This is a genomic window from Streptomyces sp. ADI96-02, from assembly GCF_003846185.1.
Taxonomy (GTDB): domain Bacteria; phylum Actinomycetota; class Actinomycetes; order Streptomycetales; family Streptomycetaceae; genus Streptomyces.
This window is the reverse complement of sequence record NZ_ML123034.1, coordinates 1,660,038-1,675,982: the sequence shown is the minus strand read 5'-3', so window position 1 is coordinate 1,675,982 and position 15,945 is coordinate 1,660,038. Positions and strand designations below refer to the sequence as shown.

The following is a 15,945-nucleotide window of genomic DNA, read 5'->3' as shown; positions in this document are numbered from 1 at the left end:
GTAGTTCAGATAGTCCTGCCGGTTCCCGCCGAGGCTGCCGCCGACCGAGCCGCCGAAGACGTACACGAACAGCAGGGTGAAGATGATCGGCATCAGGAGGACGTCGAACATCGACTCCGGATCCTTCTTGATCTGGAGCAGGTTGCGCCGGGTCAGGGCGCCGATGTGACGGAGGTTGCCGCGCAGGCCGATCCGGCCCTCGTCGGTCACCCGGCCGGGCGGGACCGCGTCGGCGGGTCCGGCGGGCGCGGGGGTCAGGGTCGTGGCGCTCATACGGCGACCTCCTCGGGAACGGTGTCGGTGACGTGGGTGGCCTTGCCGCCGGTGATGGCGAGGAACACCTCGTCCAGGCTGGGCAGCGCGGTGGCGACATGGGCGAGGGAGAAGCCCCGTGCGCCCAGCAGCCCGATCACGGCGGTCAACTGCTCGTCGCTCAGGATCGGGACGTAGAGCACTCCCTCGTCCGGCACGGCCTGCGCCCCGGCGACCCCGTCGAGACCGGTCTCACGCAGCGCCTGCGCCATCGCGGCCAGTTCCGCCGGGTCGGAGGGCCGGATCTGAAGGGTGCGACCGCCGACCTTCGCCTTCAGCTCGTCCACCCCGCCGCGGGCGATGATCTTCCCCTTGTCGATCACCGTCAGCTCCTTGGCGAGCTGTTCGGCCTCCTCCATGTACTGCGTGGTCAGCAGCACCGTCGCGCCCTCGGCGACCATCCGCTGCACCTCGTCCCAGACCTCGTTGCGGGTGCGCGGGTCGAGCCCGGTCGTCGGCTCGTCCAGGTACAGCACGGCGGGGCTGCCGATCATCGAGGCGGCCAGGTCGAGGCGGCGGCGCATGCCGCCGGAGTACTCCATGCAGGCGCGCCGGGCGGCCTCGGTGAGCGAGAAGCGCTCCAGCAGCTCGTCGGCGCGGGCGCGGGCCCGCTTGCGGGGCAGATCGAGCAGCCGCCCGATCATGTACAGGTTCTCCCAGCCGGACAGCTTCTCGTCGACCGAGGCGTACTGGCCGGTGAGACCTATGGTGCGGCGCAGTTGGCGGGGCTGGCGCACCACGTCGAAGCCGGCCACCACCGCGTGTCCCGCGTCGGGGACGACCAGGGTGGACAGGCAGCGCACCAGGGTCGTCTTGCCGGCGCCGTTGGGGCCGAGCACACCGAGCACGGTGCCCTCGCGCACGTCGAGGTCCACGCCGTCCAGCGCCTTGGTCCCGCCGTAGTGCTTGACCAGCCCCCGCACCTCGACGGCGTTCCCGCCGCGCCTGGGGTTCTTGTCGATTCGCGTCATGTCCCCAGACAACCAGCGCCCGCCGACAGCTCGCCGACAGACGGGTGACGGACGGGCGACAGCCCGCCGATGGGGGATGTCGGCGGGCTGTCGGTGGTGCGGGAAATGGTCCGTTGCGGCGCGTACGCCGGCGGGCCGGGGCCCGGTGGATCAGTGGAAGGTGTGCTCCGGCGCGGGGAACACGCCGCCCACGACCTCGTCGGCGAACTCCTTCGCCGCGTCCCCGAGGACCTGGCGCAGGTTCGCGTACTGCTTGGTGAAGCGCGGCACCTTGCCGCCGGTCAGCCCGACCATGTCGGTGTAGACGAGCACCTGCGCGTCGGTCGCGGAGCCCGCGCCGATGCCGACCGTCGGGATGTGCAGCGTACGGGTCACCTCGGCGGCCAGCTCCGCCGGTACGAGCTCCAGCACCACGGCGAACGCCCCCGCGTCCTGGACGGACTTCGCGTCGCGCAGCAGCTGCTGGGCCGCTTCCTCGCCCCGGCCCTGGACGCGGTAGCCCATGGCGTTGACGGACTGCGGAGTGAGGCCGATGTGTCCCATGACCGGGATGCCGGCCTCCACCAGCAGCCGGATCTGCTCGTGCGAGCGCTCGCCGCCCTCCAGCTTGACCGCGCCGACGCCGGACTCCTTGACCAGGCGGGTGGCGTTGCGCAGCGCCTGGACGGGACCCTCCTGGTACGAGCCGAACGGCAGGTCGCCGACGATCAGGGCGCGCCGGGTGCCCCGGACGACCGCCGCCGAGAGCATGGCGATCTCGTCCATCGTGACCGGCACGGTGGTCTCGTAGCCGAGGTGGCAGTTGCCCATGGAGTCCCCGACGAGCATGACCGGGATGCCCGCCTCGTCGAAGACGGACGCCGTCATCGCGTCGTAGGCGGTGAGCATGGGCCACTTCTCGCCGCGCTCGGTGGCGGCGGCGATGTCGTGGACGGTGATGCGGCGGGTGGACGTGCCTCCGTACAGCGCTCTGCTGCCGTCGGTGGCGCTGCCCGCGCGGGGAGACTGATTCTGCGCAGCCTGAAGCGACATGGCGGTTGGGCTCCTTCGTCATCTCGAGGCGCCCTCACGGCGTCCCCGGATCCCTTCCATGGTGGCATCCCGCCCCGCCACTCGGGAAGTGGGCCCGCATGACGACGGGCCGTCGGGCCGTTGGGCCGTTGGGCAAAGCTTTAACAATACGAGACGGTCTCGTATCGAAACGTCGTTACGCTCATCGCCATGTCCATACCGTCCGGCGCTCCCGCCGCCGCGCCCCGTGTTCCCGAGGCGATCCACCGCCGCCGCTGGTTGATCCTCGCCGTCCTCATGTTCAGCCTGCTCATCGTGGTGCTGGACAACTCGATCCTCAACGTCGCGGTGAAGACGATCGCCAGCCCCGCGCCCACCGGCATCGGCGCCACCCAGAGCGAGCTGGAGTGGGCGATCAACTCCTACACGCTCGTCTTCGCGGGCCTGCTGTTCACCGCCGGCCTGCTCGGCGACCGCATCGGCCGCAAGAAGGTCCTCCTCTTCGGCATCCTCGTCTTCGGCCTCGGCTCCGCGCTGGCCGCGCTCTCCGCCTCGCCCGGCGAACTCATTACTTGGCGGGCGCTGATGGGCTTCGGCGCGGCGTTCGTGATGCCCGCCACCCTGGCCGTCCTGATGAACGTCTTCGAGCGCGACGAGCAGCCCAAGGCGATCGGCATCTGGGCCGGTAGCGTCGGCCTCGGCATCGCCATCGGCCCGATCACCGGCGGCCTGCTCCTGGAGCACTTCTGGTGGGGCTCGATCTTCCTGGTGAACGTGCCCGTGGTGGTGATCGCCCTGATCGCCATGGCGATCCTGGTGCCGGACTCCCGCGACCCGAATCCCGGCAAGGTCGACCCGGGAGGCGTGGTGCTCTCCATCGTCGGCCTGGTCCTGCTGGTGTACGGCATCATCCGCGGCGGCGAACTGGCCGACTTCACCGACCCCACCGTCCTCCTGGCCGTCATCGGCGGACTGCTGGTCCTGGCCGGATTCGTCTGGCACGAGAAGCGCAGCAGCCACCCGGCGATCGACATCACGTACTTCCGCAAGCCCGCGTTCTCCGCGGCCGTCGCCGCCATAGCGCTGGTCTTCTTCGCGCTCATGGGCGTGACCTTCTTCTCCGCGTTCTACCTCCAGAGCGTGCGCGGCTACACCGCCCTGGAATCCGGCCTGCTGATCGTCCCGCTCGCCGCCGCCCAGATGATCTTCGCGCCGCGCGCCCGGCTGGTCGTCGACCGCTTCGGCGCCCGCGCGGTCTGCACGGCCGGCATGCTGCTGGTCGCCGCCGGGCTCGCGTGCTTCGCCCTGTTCGACGCCGGTACGCCGGTGTGGGTGCTGTGCGTCGTCTTCTTCGTCCAGGGCACCGGGATGGCGCACATCATGCCGCCCGTCACCGTGGCCGTGATGCAGGCCCTGCCGCGCGAGAAGGCCGGCTCCGGATCGGCCGTCAACAACACCTTCCGCCAGGTCGGCGGAGCGCTCGGGGTCGCGGTCCTCGGCTCGGTGCTCTCCACCGTCTACCGGGGTGACATCGACGGCCACCTCGGCGCGGTCCCGGCCGGAGCCCGGGACGTGGCGGGCGAGTCCATCGAGGCCACGCTCGGCGCCGCCGCGAAGCTCGGCCCGGTGGCCGGAAAGCCGCTGGTCGCCGCCGCGAACGACGCCTTCCTGAGCGCCATGCACGTGACGGCGCTGGGCTCGGCGGCCGTCGCGCTGATCGGCGCCCTGGTCGTCGGCCTGTTCCTGCCGGGCCGGCCGCCGGCCGCCACGGACACGCCTCCGGTCAGCGCCGACGAGCCGGCCGCCGAGGCCGAACCGGCCACCCGCGGCTGAGAACGGCGCTGAGAACGGCGGGGAGCCGGACGGCGGCGTCCGGCTCCCCGCAGCGGCCGGCGGCCCGCGGCCCGTCGGGTCGGCGAGAATCGGGGCGACGGTCGGTAGAACGGCAGGCGAGAGGCGGCTTCACGTGCGGGACCAGGACGACGAGCGGTACCGGGACGCGGCGCGGGACGGATCCCACCCGCACGACGGACCCGGCCCGCACGACGCGGCGCACAGCCCGGAGCCCCGCCGCGGCCGACCCCGTTCCGCCGCGGCGGAACGGGCCATCCTGGACGCCGTCATCACCCTTCTGGAGGCGGGCGAGCCGCTGTCCGGACTCTCCATCGAGCGAATCGCCCGCACCGCCGGTGTGGGCAAGGCCACCATCTACCGGCGCTGGAACGACAAGGAAGAGCTCTTCGTCGACGTCCTGCGCGCCATGGAGCCCGCCGACGCGCCCGTCTCCGGCACGGCCGGGCTCGACGACCTGCGGCTCCTGCTGGAGTCCATGCGCACCCGCGGCCTCGCCCAGCGCTCCTCCGTCCTCCTGCACAACGTCTTCGCCCAGATGAAGAGCCACCCCCGGCTGTGGGACGAGTACCGCCGCACGGTGATCGGGCCCCGCCGCCTCGCGATGCTGTCGGCGGTACGCCGGGCCGTCGCCGCGGGCGAACTGCGCGACGACCTGGACGTGGAGCTGATCGACGAGCTGTTCGTCGGCCCGATGCTGGTACGCACCGTGCACCGCCCCGACGCGCCGCTCCCCGAGGACCTGGTCGACCGCATCGTCCGGGCGTTGCTCCAGGGACTCGCCCCGGCCGCGGCGCGGGACTGACTGACCCGCCGGGACACTCGTCAGTGTGATGATTCCGTCACAAGCCCCCCTCGACGCCCCGCTGCGGAACTCACGACCCCGCCCGGATCGTCCTGCTTTCATCACGGCCGTCGTGGACGGCGAAAAACATCCCTTTCATCGCCTAGGGTCGGGGCGCGGTGATGTGTACAGCAAGGCAGTGAGGACGACGCGATGGTTCAGGCGTACGGAGCGGACACGGGCAACGGCGGCGCGGAGCAGTCGCCGCAGCCCCCCGAATCCCGCCTCCGCGGCCTGTGGGGCCGGTGGGGCCGGTGGACGCGGGACCGCGGCACCTGGCGGCGCGGGATCGTGCTGGCGGTCTGCTCCCTCGTGCTGACGCTGCTGATGGCCGTGCACGCCAGGATCCCGAACCGGGTGGGCAACCTCGGCAGCCTCCTGGAGACCTTCCTGCCGTGGATAGGGCTGTTCATCCCGCTGCTGCTGGTCCTGGCCCTGGTGCGCCGCTCGGCGACCGCGCTCATCGCGCTGCTGCTGCCCTCCGTCGTCTGGCTCAGCATGTTCGGCGGTCTGTTCACCGACAAGTCCGGCGCGGGCGGCGACCTGGTCGTCGCCAGCCACAACGTCAACGCCAAGAACCCCGATCCCGCCGGAACGGCCCAGCAGGTCGCCGGCTCCGGGGCCGACGTGGTCGCCCTCCAGGAACTGCCGGGCAGGCAGGTCGCCACGTACGAGAAGTCGCTCGCCGGCCGCTACCCGTACCACTCGGTGCAGGGCACCGTCGGGCTGTGGAGCAAGTACCCGATCTCCGGCGCCCGGCCCGTCGACATCAAGATGGGCTGGACCCGGGCCCTGCGCGCCACGGTCAAGGCCCCGCAGGGGGAGATCGCGGTGTACGTCGCGCACCTTCCGTCGGTCCGCGTGAAGCTGCACGCCGGGTTCACGGCCAACCAGCGCGACGACAGCGCCGACGCGCTGGGTGCGGCCATAGACGACGAGCCGGTGAAGCGCGTCGTCCTCCTCGGCGACCTGAACGGCACGATGAACGACCGCTCGCTCCAGGCCGTCACCTCCCAGATGCGCTCCACCCAGGGCGCGGCGGGCGACGGGTTCGGCTTCAGCTGGCCCGCCTCGTTCCCGCTGGCCCGTATCGACCAGGTCATGGTCAGGGACGTCGAGCCGCTGTCCTCGTGGACGCTCGCGGCCACCGACAGCGACCACCTGCCGGTCGCGGCCCGCCTGAGGCTGTGAGGCGCGTCCCGGGCCGGACGGACCCGTGAGGACGCCGGACCCGGCCGGGACGGACCCGTGAGGACCGGACCGCGACGAGCCGTTCACCTGGCGGTTCGCGCGACGGCATAAACGTCTGCGAGAATTTGTTCCGCTGACTTACATATGGCATATGGCATATGGCGAGAGCCGTTGCCGGGCGCCCCGTGGGCCCGGCAACGGCTCCCTGCCGTGCGCCCTCCCCGCGTCACGCGCACGCACCGCGTCCCCGCACCGCCACCGTCCCCGCACCACCGCGAAAGGTTCCTCCCCATGCCCCTGGCCCTGCTCGCCCTGGCCGTGAGCGCCTTCGGCATAGGCACGACCGAGTTCGTCATGATGGGCCTGCTGCCCAACGTGGCGGACGACCTCGGCACGTCCGTGCCCACCGCCGGATACCTCGTGTCGGCCTACGCGATCGGCGTCGTCCTCGGCGCGCCGCTGCTGACCGGCCTCGGCTCACGGATCCCGCGCAAGCGGATGCTCCTGCTCCTGATGGCCGTCTTCACCGTCGGCAACCTCGCCTCCGCGCTCGCCCCCGACTTCGGCTGGCTGCTCGCCGGCCGGTTCCTCGCCGGACTGCCGCACGGCGCGTTCTTCGGCGTCGGCGCGGTCGTCGCCGCCCGGCTCGTCGCCGAGAACCGCCAGGCGCGGGCCGTCGCGACGATGTTCCTCGGCCTCACCGTCGCCAACATCATCGGCGTCCCCGCCGCGACGCTGCTCGGCCAGCACCTCGGCTGGCGCGCGACCTTCCTGGTCGTCGCGGCGATCGGACTCGGCGCGATGGCCGCCCTGGCCCGCCTGGTGCCCCGCATCCCCCTCGAGGCGCACCAGGACGTCCGCCGCGAACTGCGCGCCCTCGGCGACCGACAGGTCCTCCTCGGCCTGCTCACCGCCGTCTTCGGCTTCGCCGGGGTCTTCGCGGTGTACTCCTACCTCTCGGCCATGACCACGAAGGCGATGGGCTTCGGCGAATCCTCCGTCACCCTCGTCCTGGCCCTCTTCGGCATCGGGATGACCGCCGGCGCCCTGGCCGCCGGGCCCCTCACGGACCGGGCGCTGCGCCCGACGCTGTACGGATCGCTCGGCGCGCTCGCCGTGGTCCTGGCGGCCTTCCCGCTCACCGTGCACGTGCAGTGGGCGGCGCTGGTGATGGTGGTGCTGCTGGGCGCGGTCGGCTTCATGACGACGACCCCGCTCCAGATGCTCGTGATGAACAAGGCGAAGGACGCCCCGACCCTGGCCTCCGCCTCCAACCACTCGGCGTTCAACCTCGCCAACGCGGGCGGCGCCTGGCTCGGCGGCGTCGCCATCGCGGCCGGCTGGGGCTGGACCTCGCCGGCGCTCGTCGGTGCGGTGCTCGCGGTGATCGGCTTGGCGACAGCGGTCACGGCGGGCTTCCTGGACCGCGGCCCGACGAAGGCGTCCCGGGTGGTGGCGGGGGCCGGTCCGGCCCGTCCGGCGCAGGCGGACGAAGACGGCCACCGGACGCCTCCGGTGGCCGCACACCCCGCTACGACGACTCGCGCCACCGGTTCGTGATCGGCAGCCGCCGGTCCTTCCCGAACCCCTTGGGCGAGATCTTCGTCCCCGGCGGGTACTGCCGCCGCTTGTACTCGGCGGTGTCCACCATCCGCAGCGTCTTCGCCACCAGCTCGGCGTCGAAGCCGGCCGCCACGATCGCGTCGAGACCCTGGTCCCGGTCCACGTACAGCTCCAGGATCGCGTCCAGGACCTCGTAGTCCGGCAGCGAATCCGTGTCGACCTGGCCGGGCCGCAGCTCCGCGCTGGGCGGCTTGGAGATGGACGCCTCCGGGATGGGCGGGGTCTGGCCGCGCTCCTCGGCGGCGCGGTTGCGCCACTTCGCGAGCCGGAAGACGGACGACTTGTAGACGTCCTTGATCGGCCCGTACGCGCCGACCGCGTCCCCGTACAGCGTGGAGTAACCGACCGCCAGCTCCGACTTGTTGCCGGGCGCCAGGACGATCTGGCCCTCCTGGTTGGACAGGGCCATCAGCAGGGTGCCGCGCAGCCGCGCCTGGAGGTTCTCCTCGGCCAGTCCGGTGAGCTCCAGCGACCCCATGTACGCGTCGAACATCGGCTCGATGGAGACGGTACGGAAGTTGAGCCCGGTGCGCCGCGCCAGCTCGGCCGCGTCGCCCTTGGAGTGGTCCGAGGAGTACTTCGACGGCATCGAGACCCCGTACACGTTCCGCGCGCCGAGCGCGTCGCAGGCGATGGCCGCGCAGAGCGCCGAGTCGATGCCGCCGGACAGGCCGATCAGCACGCTGCTGAAGCCGTTCTTCGCCGCGTACGCGCGCAGTCCGACGACGAGGGCCGAGTAGACCTCCTCGTCGTCGTCCAGCCGCTCGGCGTAGCCGCCCGCCAGCTCCGGTTCGTACGGGGGCACGGGCCCGTCGGAGAGGACCACGTGGTCGATGCGCAGCCCGTCGTCCACGACGCCCGACGGGGCCTCGGGAGCGGCGGCCGGCAGGTCCAGGTCGAGGATGACGCTGCCCTCGGAGAACTGCGGGGCACGCGCGATGACCTCGCCCTCCTGGTCGACGACGATCGAGTCGCCGTCGAAGACCAGCTCGTCCTGCCCGCCGATCATCGCCAGGTAGGCGGTGGTGCAGCCGGCCTCCCGCGCCCGCTTGCGGACCAGTTCGAGCCGGGTGTCGTCCTTGTCCCGCTCGTACGGCGAGGCGTTGACCGACAGCAGCAGCCCGGCTCCCGCGGACCGGGCGGCGGGCACCCGTCCGCCGTCCTGCCACAGGTCCTCGCAGATGGCGAGGGCCACGTCGACGCCGCGGACCCGCACGACGGGCATCGAGTCGCCGGGCACGAAGTACCGGAACTCGTCGAACACGCCGTAGTTCGGCAGGTGGTGCTTGGCGAAGTTCAGCGCGATCTGGCCGCCGTGCAGCACGGCCGCCGCGTTGCGCGGCGAACCGGCCGGCTGCCCGTAACGCGCCGCCCCGTGCTCGGAGCGGTCCAGGTAGCCGACGACGACCGGCACCTCGCCGAAGCCCTCCGCGTCGAGCCGGGCGGCGAGCGCGCGCAGCGCCTGACGCGAGGCCTCGACGAAGGACGACCGCAGGGCCAGGTCCTCGACGGGATAGCCGGTCAGCACCATCTCGGGGAACGCCACCAGGTGGGCGCCCTGCTCGACGGCGTGCCGGGTCCAGTGGACGATCGCCTCGGAGTTGCCGGCGAGGTCGCCGACGGTCGAGTCGATCTGATTCAGTGCGAGGCGTAGTTGAGGCACGCGGCCAGTGTAATCGTCTTTCTGACGCGATGTCCCGGCGGGCCGGACGCGAACCGGTCCGGCCCGCCGAAGACGCAGGTCAGGACCGGTGCCGAGGCCGTCATCCACCAAAGCCCGCGCGGCCGGAGCCGGCCGCGCGGGCGGCCCCGAGCCACCCGGGGCGCGGGGCGCGGGGCGCGGGCGGGAGCCGGGCGCGGGGCCGGGCGGCGGTCCGGGCGGCCGAGGCGGGGCGACGGGAGCGACGGGGGCGGGGCGACCGGCGCGCGGGACGGGTCAGCTGCGGGAGTAGACCTTCTCCGCCCAGCCCGCGATCTGCTCCTCGGTGAGGTGCTGGGCGAGATCGGCCTCGCTGATCATGCCGACCAGCTTCTTGTTCTCGACGACCGGGAGCCGGCGGATCCGGTGGTTCTGCATCTCCTCCAGGACCGCGTTCACATCCGCTCCCGCCTCGATCCAGCGCGGCGTGCCCTGGGCGAGGTCGCCGGCCGTCACCTGCGACGGATCGTGGCCCATGGCCACACAGCCCACGACGATGTCGCGGTCGGTCAGGATGCCCACCATCTTGTCCTGGTCGCCGTTCTCCGAGATGGGCAGCGCGCCCACGTTGTGCTCGCGCATCAGCTGCGCCGCACGGTCGAGCGTCTCGTGGGCCGGTATCCAGCGGGCCCCGCTGTGCATGATGTCTTTGGCGGTCGTCATGGCGGATTTCCTCCTGCGTGCCGATGGCACTGCCGTACGGCCCCGAGCGGAACCATCGTCCGGGGCCCGCCCGGCGCGCGCGACCGCAATCACCCGTTCGGGTGCGCCCCCGCGCTGACGCGCGGTTGACGCACCCGTCGGTCCGGGGCGCGCGCACGACGGCCCCGCCCGCTCCCCGCTCCCCGTTCTCAGGGCTCAGGCGCGCGGCTCGGCTCCGCGTGCCGCCAGCATGTCGCGCATCAGCCGCATCTCGGACCGCTGGCCCTCCACCATGCCCCGGGCGAGCCGCCGCTCGGCCGGGACCGTGCACAGCGACACACAGCCCTCGGCCATCGCGACGCCGCCCTCGTGGTGGTCGGTCATCAGCTGGAGGAACAGGATCTCGGCCCGCTCACCGCTCAGCGAGCCCAGCCGCGCCAGCTCCTGGCGGCTCGCCATCCCGGGCATCAGCACCCCGTCGGTCTCCGCCGGGGCCTCCGTCCCGGCGGACGCCCCGTGCCCGGAGTGCTCCCCGTGCTCGGACGCCATCCACGCCATGGGCTTCCCGCCGCCCGGAGCGACCTTGGGCAGCTCCCACAGGTCCAGCCAGCCGAGCAGCATGCCGCGCTGGTTGGCCTGCGTGTTGGCGATGTCGTAGGCGAGCCGCCGCACCTCCTCGTCGCCGGTGCGGTCGCGGACGACGAAGGACATCTCCACGGCCTGCTGGTGGTGCACGGCCATGTCCCGGGCGAACCCCGCGTCGGCCGAGTCCGCCGCCGGAGCGCCCGCGACCGCGCCCCGGCCGGGCTCCGCGCCGCCGCGCGCCGAGGCGACCGTGGCCGCTCCCGCGAACAGCAGCGCCAGCGCCACCGCGCCCCCGGCCGCCCACCGCACGCGGCGGGTGCGGCGGCGCTCCTCGTCCGGACCGCGCCCGGCCTCCCGCACCGCCGTCACCGGGGCGCCCTCGCCAGCCCGCCGGTGCAGGGCGCGCCGGGCTCCGGGGTCTGCGCGCCCTGGACGTACTGCGTGAAGAACCGGTCCACGCGCGCGTCCTCGGCGTCGTCCACGGTGAGCTGCTTGCCCCAGGCGGTCAGCACGATCGCGCCCTTCTGGTCCGCGTACGGGCTCATCATCGAGAACGGCGTGCTCCCGACCCGCGCGGCCAGCTTCCTCACATCGGCGTCGGCGGCCCTGCCGCTGTAGGTGACCCAGACCGATCCGTGTTCCAGGGAGTGCACCGCGTTGACGTCCGGGACGGCCCTCTCGTACACGTCGCCGTCGCAGTTCATCCACGTCGGGTTGTGGTCGCCGCCCACCGGGGGCCGCATGGGGTAGTCCACCGGGCCGGACGTGTGGTCGCGGCCGAGCTTCGCCGCGTCCCAGGACTTCAGGCCCTTGATGGCGACGTCCGCGCCGCCCTTCTCCGCGTGCTGGTGCTCACCGGGCCCCTTGGCGTCCTGCGCCGCCACGCCCTCGGGGCCCTTCTCGTTCGCCTCGGACCGCTCCAGCAGCACGTACGAGCCGAAGGCCACCAGACCTGCCACGACGGTGGCGCTCAGCCCTATGGCGAGGGCGCGGTTGCGCGTGCCGCGCGCACGGTCGTCGGGCTGCGGGGCGGGGGTGCCGTACGGGGAGTCGAAACTCATGGCGTCGAGTCCTTCTGCGAAGGGACGGGAGGGGGGTGGACGGTACGGAGACCGATGCGCGCAGGCGGGCGGGAAGGCCGCCGCCGTCCCTGCGTGCCACGGTCGCCGATCGTAGTGGGTGGCCGAGTGCTCTCTCTCACACCGTGTGCGTAATCTGGGGGAAATCCCGGGTCGTGATACTGAAGTGTCCCCCTACCCCGGGCGGTGGTGCACGGACCGTCTGAACTGCAAGGATGTGGCTATGGACAAGCAGCAGGAATTCGTCCTCAGGACCCTTGAGGAGCGCGACATCCGCTTCGTGCGGCTGTGGTTCACCGACGTCCTCGGGTTCCTCAAGTCCGTCGCCGTGGCCCCGGCCGAGCTGGAGCAGGCCTTCGACGAGGGCATCGGGTTCGACGGCTCGGCGATCGAGGGATTCGCCCGGGTGTACGAATCGGACATGATCGCCAAGCCGGATCCGGGCACGTTCCAGATCCTGCCCTGGCGCGCGGAGGCCCCCGGCACCGCCCGGATGTTCTGCGACATCCTCATGCCCGACGGTTCGCCGTCGTTCGCCGACCCCCGCTACGTGCTCAAGCGCATCCTCGCCAAGACGTCGGACCTGGGTTTCACCTTCTACACGCACCCGGAGATCGAGTTCTTCCTGCTGAAGAACAAGCCGGTCGACGGCAGCCGCCCGACCCCGGCCGACAGCTCCGGCTACTTCGACCACACCCCGCAGAACGTCGGCATGGACTTCCGCCGACAGGCCATCACCATGCTCGAATCCATGGGCATCTCGGTCGAGTTCAGCCACCACGAGGGTGCGCCCGGCCAGCAGGAGATCGACCTGCGGTACGCGGACGCGCTCTCCACGGCGGACAACATCATGACGTTCCGGCTGGTGATGAAGCAGGTCGCGCTCGAACAGGGCGTGCAGGCCACGTTCATGCCGAAGCCCTTCTCGGAGTACCCGGGTTCGGGCATGCACACCCACCTCTCCCTCTTCGAGGGCGACCGCAACGCCTTCTACGAGTCGGGCGCGGAGTACCAACTCTCCAAGGTGGGACGCTCCTTCATCGCGGGCCTGCTCCGGCACGCGGCGGAGATCTCCGCCGTCACCAACCAGTGGGTCAACTCCTACAAGCGGATCTGGGGCGGCTCCTCCCGCGCCGCCGGAGCGGGCGGCGAGGCCCCTTCGTACATCTGCTGGGGCCACAACAACCGCTCCGCCCTCATCCGCGTCCCGATGTACAAGCCGGGCAAGACCGGCTCGGCCCGCGTCGAGGTCCGCTCCATCGACTCCGGCGCCAACCCGTACCTCACTTACGCGGTCCTGCTGGCCGCGGGCCTCAAGGGCATCGAGGAGGGCTACGAACTCCCGGCCGGCGCGGACGACGACGTCTGGGCCCTCTCCGACGCGGAACGCCGGGCGATGGGCATCGAACCGCTCCCGCAGAACCTGGGCGAGGCGATCTCGCTGATGGAGAAGAGCGAACTGGTCGCGGAGACGCTGGGCGAGCACGTCTTCGACTTCTTCCTCCGCAACAAGAAGCAGGAGTGGGAGGAGTACCGCAGCGAGGTCACGGCCTTCGAACTGAAGAAGAACCTGCCGGTGCTGTAACTCCGGGCAACGCCAGGCAACTCCCGGCCGGCGGGCGAGTCGGCCCGGTCAGCCTGCCGCCGGGTTCCGGCCGCATTCTCCCCGAGCCGATGCGGCCGGAACGAGCGCAACCGCTTTGGTCGGAATCTTGATGGGCTTCGCGCTGCCGAGTTCCAGCAGCAGGATCTGCCCCGCTGAGCTTCCCAGCGAGAGGTAGGCATCCCGGAAGTCCAGCCGCCCTCCTTCGGACGGAATCTCCTTCGAAGGGACGACGGGGTCGACGCACGTCCACTCCGGCTTGACGCCGAAGTACGGTGGGGCCGCGGTACCTCGCTTCGCGGCAAGCGCGGTCTTCGAAGCCGCTTGTCCGGCTGATTCGGCGGACAGGAAACCGCATCCAATGAGCAACGCTGAGAGCAGTGCCCCGTACAGCATCAGGTTGAACTGGTCTCCCGTTCTCACCAGATGGAAATGGCGAGCGAATCCCCATGCGGCAGGAACGATGAGCAAGAGGACAAGGGTGGACAGCAGCTTGAATGCAGAGATCGCTTGCCAGAGGCCGGGGACCTCCAAGTCCGCGGCGGAGATGGAAAGCTTTTCCGCGTACCAGGCATGAAGGACCGGCGCTGCTCCCACAAATGACGAGAGGAGCAGCGTGACAGCCAAAGGCGCCGCCCAGGCGACCCACTCTCCCCAAGTCCACTGCCTCACGATGAGCCAGACACCGTAGAGAATGAATGGCAACAAGGGGAGGGATATCTGCTGGATCACGGAAAATCGATTGAGGTCGGCGAAAAAGGATACCGCCAGCATGCTGAGGGTTCCCATGAGGAGCAGGGCCGGCATCGCCTTGTCCACATCGTTGCTGCGTACGTCTGCGGAGGCGAACATTCCGAAGACCGACCCGATCGCGGGAAGTATGGCGGCGAGGTCTTGGCGCCCGGCTATCGCTGCCGGAAGGACTCCCAGGGTGAAGCCCATGGCGACCATGAGTGCCCGCCCCCGGGGTACCGTCTCGCCCCAGATCGAGGTATCACTCCACGCTCCTCCCCGCACGGGGCGAATCGAGGCGCCAGGCGAGGGCCCGTCCGGTGCGGTCCGCCTCGCCAGGAGCAGGGCTTCGACGGGACGCCCCGACACATGGGGCCCGGTGTCATGGAGCCCCCAGGCCGTTCGGAGTCGCGTGAGGGCGGATCGTGGGGGCCGAGTCGCATGAGCAGGCACCAACCGCCAGTCGAAGGACGGCTTATGGCTTGACTCGATCAAGTCCGAGCGCCTGACGCTCATGGGCAACCGATACGTCCTGGCCGCTTGTTCGACTTGCCAGGCCGCCCCGGTTTCCGCTCGGTACGCGGCTCCGTAGAGGCGGACTTCGATGCGGTAGACGCGAATGGACGGGTCGACGTCGAGAGTTCCGGCGGTGGGACCTTGCCCCGCGGGGTGATGATCGACAACTGGCCAGCCTTGAGCTTCGAAGACCTTCTCGGCCTCGGCCCAGTCGCGTTCACCACCTGCGACCTCCACCAACGCGAGCACCCGCTGGTCGTAACGAACCCTCCGCACTGGCCACCCCCATGAGGCACTTCCGGTTGTACGTCGAACGCTTGCGTCAGCCTATGTTCGTCGCGTTCCCGGCAGGCGGTCATCCGTCCCGTGACGCCCGCCGTCGGCGTGGTCAGCGCGCCCCGGGCCGTGCGGCGGGGGTGAGGCCGCCGGCCCGCCACAGGTCGCGGAGCAGCGCGATCTCCGCCATGTGGTGGACGAATTCGAGGTTGGCTCCCCACAGCACGGCGACGAAAGGGTCCTCGCCGTGCGAGCCGTACGGATACTGGGAGAGGCCGACCGTGTCGAGCTGGGCCTCGGTGAGGGCGCCGACGTCGGCGCGCCAGCGGTCGATCACCGACCAGAAGCGGTCCAGGGTCACGGCCGCAGAAGGAGAGAAGTCGACCATCTGCTTCGGGTCCTGGCGCCGTTCGCCGAAGGTCCATTCCCAGTCGCCCGCGAACTCGTAGTGCAGATGTCCCAGCCGCCACGCGATGGTCGTGACCGGCACGGCGTCGGGCTCCGGCTCGCCGGTGTGGGCGAGGACCTGTTCGACCCGCTGGACGCTCACGCTCCAGTCCTCGGCGATCCTCTCCACCGACATGCCCTCGGCCGCCTGCCGGGCGACCTCCGCGTACTCGCTCGCCGGGATGTCCGGGGCGCCCAGGTCGAGCACCCACTCGCCCGGCCCGAACGCACGCGGGGTCACGGCCTCGCCCCGGCGCCGGATCGACCAGCAGTCGGCCACCGGCTCCCACAGGTACTCGTCGTCACTGAGCCCCGTCAGCCGCACCTGGGCCGACTCCCTCGCCTTGTCGAACTGGTCGAGCAGTAGGCCCAGACGGTCGGTCCGTGCGCCGTCGGTCTCCATGAACGACTCTCCTTCGCGGTCGCGTGCCGTACCTGATGGTGTTCCGGCGGACGCTAACCGCTCCCGTCGCGGAGAACGACCGATTTCCTCGCCCACGAAGCCGTTGCAGCACCTCCCGCATGGTCGCAGCTGTGCCGGCCGCCGGACCCGTTGTCAGTGC

Annotated in this window: 13 protein-coding genes and 1 pseudogene; 5 read left to right on the top strand and 9 right to left on the bottom strand. The window is 71.2% G+C overall.

Translation table 11 applies throughout. From position 1 onward, the window contains the following. The 3 genes and pseudogenes from EES43_RS31190 to panB form a co-directional block, all read right to left on the bottom strand. A pseudogene (locus EES43_RS31190) lies at positions 1-273 on the bottom strand (ABC transporter permease); the annotation flags it as partial. Then, the gene (locus tag EES43_RS07335; RefSeq protein WP_124267967.1) at positions 270-1,283 is read right to left on the bottom strand and encodes an ATP-binding cassette domain-containing protein; all 1,014 of its coding nucleotides are present in this window, start codon (positions 1,281-1,283) and stop codon (positions 270-272) included. The pseudogene EES43_RS31190 and the gene EES43_RS07335, both read right to left, overlap by 4 nt. A 150-nt stretch (positions 1,284-1,433) precedes the next feature. Further along, positions 1,434-2,315 carry a 3-methyl-2-oxobutanoate hydroxymethyltransferase gene (panB, locus tag EES43_RS07330; protein ID WP_124267966.1) on the bottom strand — a complete coding sequence of 294 codons (882 nt, stop codon included), beginning with the start codon at positions 2,313-2,315 and terminating at the stop codon, positions 1,434-1,436. A 189-nt stretch (positions 2,316-2,504) separates the two neighbouring features. Here panB and EES43_RS07325 point away from each other — a divergent pair, with 189 nt between their 5' ends. The 4 genes from EES43_RS07325 to EES43_RS07310 all read left to right on the top strand — a co-directional run bounded on the left by EES43_RS07325 (position 2,505) and on the right by EES43_RS07310 (position 7,740). Beyond that, positions 2,505-4,127 (top strand): DHA2 family efflux MFS transporter permease subunit, encoded by a 1,623-nt coding sequence (locus EES43_RS07325; RefSeq protein ID WP_124267965.1) that lies wholly within the window; start codon positions 2,505-2,507, stop codon positions 4,125-4,127. A gap of 133 nt (positions 4,128-4,260) precedes the next feature. Continuing rightward, entirely contained in the window at positions 4,261-4,950 is a 690-nt protein-coding gene (locus EES43_RS07320) for a TetR/AcrR family transcriptional regulator (RefSeq protein WP_124267964.1), read from the top strand. A gap of 192 nt (positions 4,951-5,142) precedes the next feature. Then, a complete protein-coding gene (locus tag EES43_RS07315) occupies positions 5,143-6,180 on the top strand; it encodes an endonuclease/exonuclease/phosphatase family protein (protein ID WP_124267963.1) in 1,038 nt (345 codons plus the stop codon). 291 nt (positions 6,181-6,471) lie between these two features. Beyond that, a complete protein-coding gene (locus tag EES43_RS07310; protein ID WP_124267962.1) occupies positions 6,472-7,740 on the top strand; it encodes an MFS transporter in 1,269 nt (422 codons plus the stop codon). Here the strand turns inward: EES43_RS07310 and EES43_RS07305 are convergent. From EES43_RS07305 to EES43_RS07290, 4 genes are all read right to left on the bottom strand, one after another. Next, positions 7,712-9,466 carry an NAD+ synthase gene (locus EES43_RS07305; protein ID WP_124267961.1) on the bottom strand — a complete coding sequence of 585 codons (1,755 nt, stop codon included), beginning with the start codon at positions 9,464-9,466 and terminating at the stop codon, positions 7,712-7,714. The two genes, EES43_RS07310 and EES43_RS07305, sit on opposite strands and share 29 nt — an antisense overlap. A 273-nt stretch (positions 9,467-9,739) precedes the next feature. Further along, positions 9,740-10,165: a CBS domain-containing protein gene (locus EES43_RS07300; protein WP_124267960.1), complete on the bottom strand. Its 426-nt coding sequence runs from the start codon at positions 10,163-10,165 to the stop codon at positions 9,740-9,742. 195 nt (positions 10,166-10,360) lie between these two features. After that, a complete protein-coding gene (locus tag EES43_RS07295) occupies positions 10,361-11,098 on the bottom strand; it encodes a DUF305 domain-containing protein (protein WP_241192340.1) in 738 nt (245 codons plus the stop codon). After that, positions 11,095-11,790, bottom strand: a complete 696-nt coding sequence (locus tag EES43_RS07290; RefSeq protein ID WP_124267959.1) for a DUF3105 domain-containing protein — start codon at positions 11,788-11,790, stop codon at positions 11,095-11,097. The genes EES43_RS07295 and EES43_RS07290 overlap by 4 nt, the downstream gene beginning before the upstream one ends. Positions 11,791-12,031: 241 nt before the next feature. On the opposite strand from EES43_RS07290, the gene EES43_RS07285 reads away from it, so the two are divergent. Continuing rightward, the gene (locus EES43_RS07285; protein WP_124267958.1) at positions 12,032-13,393 is read left to right on the top strand and encodes a glutamine synthetase family protein; all 1,362 of its coding nucleotides are present in this window, start codon (positions 12,032-12,034) and stop codon (positions 13,391-13,393) included. A gap of 48 nt (positions 13,394-13,441) precedes the next feature. Here EES43_RS07285 and EES43_RS07280 read toward each other — a convergent pair whose 3' ends face one another. Both EES43_RS07280 and EES43_RS07275 read right to left on the bottom strand, forming a co-directional pair. After that, positions 13,442-14,353, bottom strand: coding sequence for a hypothetical protein (locus tag EES43_RS07280; protein WP_124267957.1), 912 nt, complete (start codon positions 14,351-14,353; stop codon positions 13,442-13,444). Positions 14,354-15,047: 694 nt separating this feature from the next. Next, complete coding sequence (locus tag EES43_RS07275; RefSeq protein ID WP_124267956.1) at positions 15,048-15,785, bottom strand: DinB family protein; 738 nt, start codon at positions 15,783-15,785, stop codon at positions 15,048-15,050. Between the last annotated feature and the right edge of the window lie 160 nt (positions 15,786-15,945).